The following is an 8,303-nucleotide window of genomic DNA, read 5'->3' on the forward strand; positions in this document are numbered from 1 at the left end:
TTTTAAGATTTTAGGGCTATAATTATTAATTCTGGGCGTAGCGAGTAACCGCAATATGAGGGTTCTACATATACAACTAGTCACATCCGTAGACGTTTCGGTGTGTCGGTGGTCTTGTTTGAGCGTTTAACGTGAGAGATTGCCGCCGGAAGAGACGCTCGATGTGGCGCAATTACAGCTTTGAAGAACCAAAGCTACTGCGAAACGTCCGCCCGGGCTACTGTTAACTCCCTTTTGAACGAAGCAGAGTTACAATTTTTTATTTGAGAAACGTTTGCGAGTTTCAAATAAGATAATTATTTTTTGACAAGGTGATCTATGCGCGTAATGGTAATCGGTAGCGGCGGACGTGAGTTTGCAATCGGGCGGGTATTGAAACAAGATACGGCAGTAACGGAGATCTTTTTTGCTCCAGGCAACGGTGCGACAACCATGCTGGGAGAGAATATTGCGATCAATGATTATGAAGAGCTTGCGCGTTTTGCGCTCGATAATGCGATTGATTTAACCATTGTAGGACCGGAAGGGCCTCTCAGCGACGGTGTTGTTGATGTATTTAAAGCCAAAGGGCTTGTAATTTTCGGCCCCTCCAAAGCGGCAGCGCAGCTTGAAGGGTCAAAAGTTTATATGAAAAACTTTTTAGCCAAATATAATATTCCGACAGCACGTTATATCGAAACCGATCATATTGGAGATGCCTTCGCATTTATCGAATCCCTGCCTCTTCCTATTGTGGTTAAAGCGGATGGTCTGTGTGCAGGAAAAGGGGTTATCATAGCGATGAGCTATGAAGAGGCAAAAATAGCCGTTTCCGAAATGCTCAGTGGAAAATCGTTCGGCGATGCAGGTAAACGTGTCGTTGTCGAAGAGTTTTTAGACGGATACGAACTTTCGATGTTTGCTCTTTGTGACGGAAAGGATTTTATCCTTCTCCCCGCTGCCCAAGATCATAAACGGCTTCTTGATAACGATGAGGGACCGAATACCGGCGGGATGGGGGCTTATGCACCGACCCCATTGGTCGATGATGTGATTTATGACAAAGTAAAAGAGCGAATTGTCCGTCCGACGCTCAGCGGAATGCAAGAAGAGGGAGCTCCGTTTGAAGGCGTTCTTTTCATCGGTTTGATGATTGTTAACGGTGAACCGATTACACTAGAGTTTAATGTTCGTTTCGGTGATCCTGAATGTGAAATTTTAATGCCGCTTTTGAAAACCCCTGCCAGTGAGCTTTTTTATAAAGCGGCAACGAAGCAGCTTGATACATTGAAGGTAGAGTTTTATGATAAATATGCCGTCGGTGTTGTTATGGCAAGCCGTAATTATCCGTATGACAACTCGGAACCTGCTGAAATTATCGTCGATGATATTCATCATGAAGAGGTGGCTCAAAATACCCATATCGCTTATGCAGGTGTAAGTGCAGAAGATGGAAAACTCTATGCGACCGGCGGACGGGTTCTGGTGTGTGTCGGTGTGGGAGAGAGTATCAAAGAAGCACGTGATCGTGCTTACATGATGTGCGGTCAGGTTCATTTTGCGGGGAAAAAGCTCCGTAGCGATATTGCGTATCAGGCCCTTCGATAATGGATGAAAGTCTCGATTCACTGATCCAGCGTGAGCATCTTCAACTTGCTTCGATACGTCAGCGTGCTGCTGCTTTCGGGATCGATGAACTTCTTTTATCGGCAATTATGATTGTTATCTTATGGGATTCGATTGCGCTGGCTCATTCATTAGAAGCTATGATAGCGGTAACGAACAGCTTCTTGTTAGAGTATATGGCGATCAAAATTATTTATCAAACTTTTTTTACGATGCAATACGGCGCAAGTATCGGAAAAATTATAATGAAAATCCGTGTCATTGAGATAACAACCCTTTCAAATCCAAGATTTTTAAGTGCGTTTAACCGCAGTGTTTTTCGTGTAGTAAGTGAAGTTCTTTTCTATCTTGGATTTGTGTGGGCAATGTTGGATCCGTTTCGGCGGAGCTGGCATGATCGAACCGGAAGGACATTGGTAATTAATGCATAAGCTTTATTGGATCAGTCTGATCGCTTCAACGGTATTGTTAGGCGATGAACGTGTTGAATTGTTTGGGACGAATATGGATTCAAACGGATCGATTGCAACATCAACAGGTAATCCGGTTGCCATCTATCAAGATCAGATCCTCAGTGCCGATAAATTGGTGTATGATCGTAATACCAGCATTATTGAAGCCACAGGCAAAGTTAATATATTTAAAGACGGACAGCAGCATGCAATAAGTGAATATTCGCGCATGAATCTTGTTGATGACACACGCTATTCAGCTCCTTATTTCTCTATAGATCATTCGACCGGCTTATGGCTAAGTACTTCAGAAGCACAAGCATGTCGAAATTTGATTGATCTCTCGAGTGGCTCGGTATCGGGATGTGATTCGAGTGACCCGTTATGGAAAATTCATTTTACGAGTGCCGATTACGATACCGAAAATATGTGGGTGAATCTTTATAACCCCTACTTGGAGATCGGAGATATTCCTGTATTTTATCTCCCTTATTTCGGATATCCTACCGATCACACCCGCCGAAGCGGATTACTGATTCCTGCCTTTGGATGGTCGGGATCGGAAGGATTTTATTATCAACAGCCGATTTATCTAGCTCCTCAAAACTGGTGGGATTTAGAATTTCGTCCACAGATCCGTACTGCGAGAGGATCAGGACTCTATACCGATTTTCGTTTTGTAGATACCCCCTCGTCTAAAGGGTCGATACGAATGGGATATTTTAAAGAGCAAGCGCAGTACGCGGTTGAACACGACCTAGCCCATATTAAACATTACGGCTATGATGTAAACTATCGTCACAGTGCCCCTTTGCGCGAGTGGTTTGATTCAGACTTGGAGGGGGAATCGGGGCTCTATATCGATGGCTCATGGATGAACGATGTCGATTATTTAAATCTGCAAGAAAGTGATGAAACTAAAAATGTTACCGCCAATCAGGTATTTTCCCGCATTAACGGCTATTACAGCGGCGAAGAGAACTACTTTGGAGCTTATTTTAAACATTATCAATATTTAAATTCAGCCAATAACGGTGCAACGATTCAAACCCTTCCTACCCTTCATTACCACCGTTATTTGGAGAGCTTTTTTGACGATTATCTCCTTGTAAGTGCAGATGCTACCGCGACAAACTATTATAGACCGAACGGTAAAAGGGCAGTTGAAGGGAATTTTAATATTCCGGCAACACTTCAAACCTCCATATTTGATGATTATATAGATCTCAGTTATACGGCAAACGCATCAGCCAAAGTGATCGGATTTTATGGCAATGAACGTGACGGTGAGTCAGGAAGCATGTATCAGCAAGGAAAGTATGCTCAACTCGATCATACGATTAATATCGGATCGATATTGGTCAAAGCGTATGACAATAATCTTACCCATGTGATCAACCCTTTTGCGAGTTACACTGCTGCGGGGAGCCGTAATTACAGCGGATATTATGAAACGTATCGGGATTCTTGCGATATTACCGGTACCTATGCAGGGTATCCATGTGAGTTTTATACCCTTGCTGCTCCGAGTGATACCCTTTCGTTAGGACTTAATAATTATCTTTTTAAAAACGGAACACAGTTTCTTGCCGATAGACTCTCACAGAATTTTCGTTATGATGACCAAGGCAGTTATTACGGTGAATTACAAAATGAGCTGGAATTGGAGATAACCAGAACTATTTCCTATTATAACCAAACCGCATTTAATCATGATCGTAATCGTGTTACAAAGGAACAAAATTCTATTAGCTATAATGACGGAGTTTTCTCAGCGGGAGTAGGCCACTATTATACGGATCAGCTACGCAATAATGTTCCTGTATATGCTTCATTCTGGACGGCCAATGCATTGTATCACTATAATCGAAATTACCAATTTTTCGGAAATATGGCGTATGATTACCGAGAGGCTTTATTAAAGCGGAGTGAACTCGGTGTTTTGTACTCACAGCGCTGTTTTGATTTAGGTATTCGATATATTCAGAATCGGCGTCCAATTTTAACCAATACCAATGGAAGCGATTCCGTTAATGATTCGTATATATTTCTGACCATTATGTTAAAACCGATCGGCGGGTCAGAGTTTAATTACAAACTCACTGATAATTAAAAGGGGATAGTCAATGAAGCTTGAAGCTAAAATCGGTCTCTTTGTCGTTATGGCATTAGGTGCCTTATTATTTCTTTCCACTCAAGTAACATCGCTTGGAAAATGGGGACGTGAGGGGTATACTATTCAAGCCTATATCGATGATGCTTCCGGAATTGAACAGCATACCCATGTCTTAATGAACGGGGTTACTATCGGTGATGTTGAAGAGATTTCGATCGAGGGGAAGCGGGTAAAATTACATCTTATGATCGATAAAGGGGTTAAAATTCCCGATGACTCCTCGGTTGTTGTTGCGCAGGAGTCTTTATTAGGATCGAAAGTTCTTAATATTGTTGTCGGTGATTCAACAGCTTCTTTGCAAGGAGGAGGGACACTCTCACAATCCAAGCGATACGCTTCTTTTGATCAAACCAGCGATTCGGTGAATGCAGCAGCCAAAGAACTGGAATCGCTTCTGCGTGATTTTCATGCAATTTTGGACGACGAACATCGTCAAGCTATTCAAGAGGCTATTATCGCTTTCCGTAATGTCGGGGTTAACCTTGATGGTGTGATTGTTGAAAATCGAGATGACCTCCATGCGGCAATTTCAAATTTCAGAGAGATGTCTGCCGGATTTGGACAGACTGCCGATACGGTTAATAAAGATTTGCCGGAGATTATGACACGTATTAACTCTTTGACGACCCGGATGGATAATATTAGCGGCTCATTGGAATATAAACTCCCCGAAGCGGTTGATAAATTTGTTAAAATCGAAGACAATGTTAGTGTTATCCTGACTGAGAATCGCGCTTCATTAAAAGATACGATTGCAAATGCAGGTTCATTTTTCAAAAGCGGAGAGGAAGCATTCGGAAAACTTGATTCAATGTTAGGGAGTTTGACAACGAGTGAATTGCAAGTGGCGATGCATACCGATTATATGATGCGTGATCAGTACGGGAAAGTATACTTGGGCGTCAATTACCTTCCGAATCCCGAGACCTATTATATGTTTGATTTGATCAGTACGGATGATTACTCTGATGTCAATAAGCCTCCGCAAAAACATCAAAAAAGCGATACCCTCTACTCTCTCCAATACGGAAAACGCTTTGATAACACATTGCTCCGTTTCGGTGCGATTGAATCGACAGGCGGTATCGGGGTCGATTATTTTATGAATCATGATCGGCTGAAATTCAGTGCCGAAGCGTTTGATTTTAATGCAGTCAATGATTATCGTTCGGAACGGACGCATTTGAAGGCACAGGTACGCTACCAAATGCTGAAACATCTCGAACTTTACGGTGGATGGGATAATTTCCTGAATCCTGGATCACAAAATATTTTCTTGGGCTTGGGCCTACGATTTATCGACAACGATTTGAAATACGTTGTCGGCGGCGCTTCTTCGATGAAGCGATAAAAAATGGAGAATGAATGAAATACAATGTTGAATTAGCTTTACAAAATAAAACTGAAGCGTACGCGTTTAATCAAGTCGCGGCACAAGCCAACGGTGCCGCATGGCTTAAGTGCGGAGATACGGTGATATTAGCGACCGTTGTAGTTGATGAGACTGATTTTGTTGATGAAGATTTTTTACCTTTGACGGTTCAATATATCGAGAAAAGTTACGCCGCGGGGAAATTTCCTGGGGGCTTTATTAAACGGGAAACGAAACCGAGCGATTTTGAAACCTTAACGTCACGGATTGTAGACCGATCCCTTCGCCCGTTATTCCCAAAAGGGTTTGCAAACCCCATCCAAATTACGGTTATGGTCCTTAGTGCCGACAAAGAGGCTGATTTACAAGTATTGGCACTCAATGCGGCGTCAGCGGCTCTATATGTATCTGATATTGATATTTTTAACTCGGTGAGTGCGGTACGTGTCGGTAAAATCGATGGAGAGATCGTTTTTAACCCGACCCGAAGCCAACTTGAGCAAAGCACCCTTGATTTGTATTTGGCGGGAAGCAAAGAAGATATGCTCATGATCGAGATGCAAACACTCGGAAGCGATGAGATGGAGATTCTCGATATCGGAATGATCGATCCAATGGTAGATCCGGCAATGAGTGTCCCCTCTATCCCTGTACGGGTATCGAACGCGATGTGTGAAGACGAATTGATCCGTGTTCTTGCTTCAGCTCAAGAAGCTTTGTTTGAATCAAACACTTCGTATGAGGCTGCTTTTAAACCATTTGCCTCAGCACCGTTTGCGATTCAGTATGTGATCAGTGAAATGAATAGTGAGATGGTTGAGTATGTTCGTGCAAACCACACGGATGATCTCAAACACGGTATCAATCAAATGGCGAAAACGGAACGTTCTACCGCATTGCGTACGATCCGTAAAACCATTATGGGGGAAAAGCCGGAGTGGAATGAACATGAACTTAAAAAAGCGATTGAATCGGTAAAACGGTCGATGGTGCGCGCGCAGATTTTGGATGAAAACGTCCGCGCAGACGGCCGTGCACTCAATGAAGTTCGTCCGATCCGTATTGAGACGAACGTATTACCAAGCGCACATGCTTCGGCACTCTTTACCCGCGGTCAAACGCAGGCACTGGTTATTTTGACACTGGGCGGGATGAAAGATGCCCAGATGTTTGAAAACCTTACCGACAGCGGTACCCAAAACGAAGCGTTTATGGTTCATTATAACTTTCCGGGATTCAGCGTCGGAGAACCTTCCCCGATCGGAGCACCGCGCCGTCGCGAGTTGGGGCACGGGAACTTGGCGAAACGGGCACTGGAAGGTGCGTGCGTCCGTAACGGACAAACCATCCGCATTGTCTCCGAGATTTTGGAATCGAACGGCTCTTCGTCTATGGCAACGGTGTGCGGCGGATACATGGCATTACGTGCTGGAGATATCGAGATGGCTGATCCGATAGCCGGAGTAGCGATGGGGATGGTTTCCGAGGGAGAGCGCCATGCGATTTTAACGGACATCATGGGACTTGAAGATCATGACGGTGATCTCGATTTTAAAGTAGCCGGATCGAAAGTGGGGATTACCGCGATGCAGATGGATATCAAACTCGGCGGTATCCATTTGGATGTCCTCAAAGAGGCTCTCTATCAGGCAAAAGAGGCACGTGCCCATATTATCGATATCATGATCAGCAGCGAAGATAAGATCGAATTGAACGAAGGAACTCTCCCGAGTACCGATCTATTCCACATTGATCCGAGCTTTATCGGTGATATTATCGGTCAAGCGGGCAAAACTATCCGTGATATTATCGAGCGTTTTGACGTGACCATTGATATTGATAAGAAGAAGGGATCGGTCAAATTGACCGGTAAAAACCGTGAAGGGCTTCGCGGCGCACGCGACCATATCGAAGGGATTGTGAGCGGTTCTTCTTCGGTTGAAAAAGTAGAATACAAAGTAGGGGATATCGTCAAAGGAAAAGTTAAAAAAATCGTTGATTTCGGCGCTTTTATCGAGCTTCCGGGGGGAATTGACGGATTGATTCATATCTCTAAACTCTCAGACGGACATATTTCGCGTGTAAGCGATGTGGTGAGCGAAGGGGATGAATTGATGGTCGAGATCGTTGAATTCAAAGGGAATAAGATCGGTTTAGGGCGAGCTAAGTAATCTTTTAGCTCTCTAAAACTATAATTCCACCCACAAAGTGATAAGTAGGGACACTATCCGAACAGACTTTGATTTAATTACGGAGATTACACATGAAAAAAGTATTTTTTCTTATGCTCGCTCTTGTTGCTTCAGTATTCGGTGCTGATGAAGCGGTAGCGGTTGTTGAAACTGCTGTTGACGCTGCACCTGCTGTAGCTGCTGCATCTGCTGATGTTGCTAACCAAACATTGAAAGCGTATTCTATGATCGCTGCCGGTGTTGGTCTTGGTTTGGCTGCACTTGGTGGAGCTATCGGTATGGGTAGCACTGCTGCTGCAACTATCGCTGGTACAGCTCGTAACCCAGGTCTTGGCGGAAAATTGATGACGACTATGTTCATCGCTCTTGCTATGATCGAAGCACAAGTTATCTATACACTTGTTATCGCTCTTATCGCTCTTTACGCTAACCCGTATTTGGCTGCGTAAGTTTCGACTTCTTCCGATCAGCTTCGGCTGATCACCTTTTTTATGCGGACGTGGTGG

At 43.8% G+C, this 8,303-nt stretch carries 6 protein-coding genes; all 6 read left to right on the top strand.

The features are described 5' to 3' along the window. Positions 1-318 precede the first annotated feature (318 nt). The 6 genes from purD (at position 319) to Q0C19_RS01945 (ending at position 8,246) form a co-directional block, all read left to right on the top strand. Positions 319-1,587 (top strand): phosphoribosylamine--glycine ligase, encoded by a 1,269-nt coding sequence (gene purD, locus Q0C19_RS01920; protein WP_295052311.1) that lies wholly within the window; start codon positions 319-321, stop codon positions 1,585-1,587. Beyond that, positions 1,587-2,036 (top strand): RDD family protein, encoded by a 450-nt coding sequence (locus Q0C19_RS01925; RefSeq protein WP_295052313.1) that lies wholly within the window; start codon positions 1,587-1,589, stop codon positions 2,034-2,036. The genes purD and Q0C19_RS01925 overlap by 1 nt, the downstream gene beginning before the upstream one ends. Further along, positions 2,029-4,170 carry an LPS-assembly protein LptD gene (locus tag Q0C19_RS01930; RefSeq protein ID WP_295052314.1) on the top strand — a complete coding sequence of 714 codons (2,142 nt, stop codon included), beginning with the start codon at positions 2,029-2,031 and terminating at the stop codon, positions 4,168-4,170. The genes Q0C19_RS01925 and Q0C19_RS01930 overlap by 8 nt, the downstream gene beginning before the upstream one ends. Positions 4,171-4,183: 13 nt before the next feature. After that, complete coding sequence (locus tag Q0C19_RS01935; RefSeq protein ID WP_295052316.1) at positions 4,184-5,584, top strand: MlaD family protein; 1,401 nt, start codon at positions 4,184-4,186, stop codon at positions 5,582-5,584. Between the two features lie 14 nt (positions 5,585-5,598). Continuing rightward, the gene (locus Q0C19_RS01940) at positions 5,599-7,776 is read left to right on the top strand and encodes a polyribonucleotide nucleotidyltransferase (protein WP_295052318.1); all 2,178 of its coding nucleotides are present in this window, start codon (positions 5,599-5,601) and stop codon (positions 7,774-7,776) included. Between the two features lie 92 nt (positions 7,777-7,868). Then, complete coding sequence (locus Q0C19_RS01945) at positions 7,869-8,246, top strand: F0F1 ATP synthase subunit C (protein ID WP_295052320.1); 378 nt, start codon at positions 7,869-7,871, stop codon at positions 8,244-8,246. Positions 8,247-8,303: the final 57 nt, after the last annotated feature.

This window comes from Sulfuricurvum sp. (assembly GCF_023250475.1).
Lineage (GTDB): Bacteria > Campylobacterota > Campylobacteria > Campylobacterales > Sulfurimonadaceae > Sulfuricurvum.

Excerpts from the sequence above, each read along its gene's own strand:
- Q0C19_RS01925 (WP_295052313.1), top strand. The coding sequence starts at position 1,587 with ATGGATGAAAGTCTCGATTCACTGATCCAGCGTGAGCATCTTCAACTT.
- Q0C19_RS01930 (WP_295052314.1), top strand. The coding sequence starts at position 2,029 with ATGCATAAGCTTTATTGGATCAGTCTGATCGCTTCAACGGTATTGTTA.
- purD (WP_295052311.1), top strand. The coding sequence starts at position 319 with ATGCGCGTAATGGTAATCGGTAGCGGCGGACGTGAGTTTGCAATCGGG.
- Q0C19_RS01940 (WP_295052318.1), top strand. The coding sequence starts at position 5,599 with ATGAAATACAATGTTGAATTAGCTTTACAAAATAAAACTGAAGCGTAC.
- Q0C19_RS01945 (WP_295052320.1), top strand. The coding sequence starts at position 7,869 with ATGAAAAAAGTATTTTTTCTTATGCTCGCTCTTGTTGCTTCAGTATTC.
- Q0C19_RS01935 (WP_295052316.1), top strand. The coding sequence starts at position 4,184 with ATGAAGCTTGAAGCTAAAATCGGTCTCTTTGTCGTTATGGCATTAGGT.